The sequence below is a fragment of the Pseudomonas sp. BF-R-24 genome (assembly GCF_019947335.1).
Lineage (GTDB): Bacteria > Pseudomonadota > Gammaproteobacteria > Pseudomonadales > Pseudomonadaceae > Aquipseudomonas > Aquipseudomonas jessenii.
The window spans coordinates 1-1,527 of sequence record NZ_JAGYGG010000090.1 but is presented as its reverse complement, the minus strand read 5'-3'; the positions used below and the strand labels follow the sequence as shown (position 1 = coordinate 1,527).

The window sequence follows — 1,527 nt, the reverse complement described above, 5'->3', positions numbered from 1 at the left end:
CAGCCTACCACCTTAAACTTGGACAACCAACGCCAAGCTGGCCTAGCCTTCTCCGTCCCTCCATCGCAATAACCAGAAGTACAGGAATATTAACCTGTTTTCCATCGACTACGCTTTTCAGCCTCGCCTTAGGGACCGACTAACCCTGCGTCGATTAACGTTGCGCAGGAAACCTTGGTCTTTCGGCGTGGGTGTTTTTCACACCCATTGTCGTTACTCATGTCAGCATTCGCACTTCTGATACCTCCAGCAAGCTTCTCAACTCACCTTCACAGGCTTACAGAACGCTCCTCTACCGCATCACCCGAAGGTGATACCCGTAGCTTCGGTGTATGGTTTGAGCCCCGTTACATCTTCCGCGCAGGCCGACTCGACTAGTGAGCTATTACGCTTTCTTTAAAGGGTGGCTGCTTCTAAGCCAACCTCCTAGCTGTCTAAGCCTTCCCACATCGTTTCCCACTTAACCATAACTTTGGGACCTTAGCTGACGGTCTGGGTTGTTTCCCTTTTCACGACGGACGTTAGCACCCGCCGTGTGTCTCCCATGCTCGGCACTTGTAGGTATTCGGAGTTTGCATCGGTTTGGTAAGTCGGGATGACCCCCTAGCCGAAACAGTGCTCTACCCCCTACAGTGATACATGAGGCGCTACCTAAATAGCTTTCGAGGAGAACCAGCTATCTCCGAGCTTGATTAGCCTTTCACTCCGATCCACAGGTCATCCGCTAACTTTTCAACGGTAGTCGGTTCGGTCCTCCAGTCAGTGTTACCTAACCTTCAACCTGCCCATGGATAGATCGCCCGGTTTCGGGTCTATTCCCAGCGACTAGACGCCCTATTAAGACTCGCTTTCGCTACGCCTCCCCTATTCGGTTAAGCTCGCCACTGAAAATAAGTCGCTGACCCATTATACAAAAGGTACGCAGTCACCCAACAAAGTGGGCTCCCACTGCTTGTACGCATACGGTTTCAGGATCTATTTCACTCCCCTCTCCGGGGTTCTTTTCGCCTTTCCCTCACGGTACTAGTTCACTATCGGTCAGTCAGTAGTATTTAGCCTTGGAGGATGGTCCCCCCATATTCAGACAAAGTTTCTCGTGCTCCGTCCTACTCGATTTCATGACTAAGAGATTTTCGCGTACAGGGCTATCACCCACTATGGCCGCACTTTCCAGAGCGTTCCGCTAATCTCAAAGCCACTTAAGGGCTAGTCCCCGTTCGCTCGCCACTACTAAGGGAATCTCGGTTGATTTCTTTTCCTCAGGGTACTTAGATGTTTCAGTTCCCCTGGTTCGCCTCTTGCACCTATGTATTCAGTACAAGATAACCATCTTATGATGGCTGGGTTCCCCCATTCAGACATCTCCGGATCAAAGTCTGTTTGCCGACTCCCCGAAGCTTTTCGCAGGCTACCACGTCTTTCATCGCCTCTGACTGCCAAGGCATCCACCGTATGCGCTTCTTCACTTGACCATATAACCCCAAGCAATCTGGTTATACTATGAAGACGACATTCGCCGAAAATTCG

At 50.8% G+C, this 1,527-nt stretch carries 1 rRNA gene; it reads right to left on the bottom strand.

From position 1 onward, the window contains the following. A 23S ribosomal RNA gene (locus KGA98_RS28400) occupies positions 1-1,472 on the bottom strand; the annotation flags it as partial. Positions 1,473-1,527 lie beyond the last annotated feature (55 nt).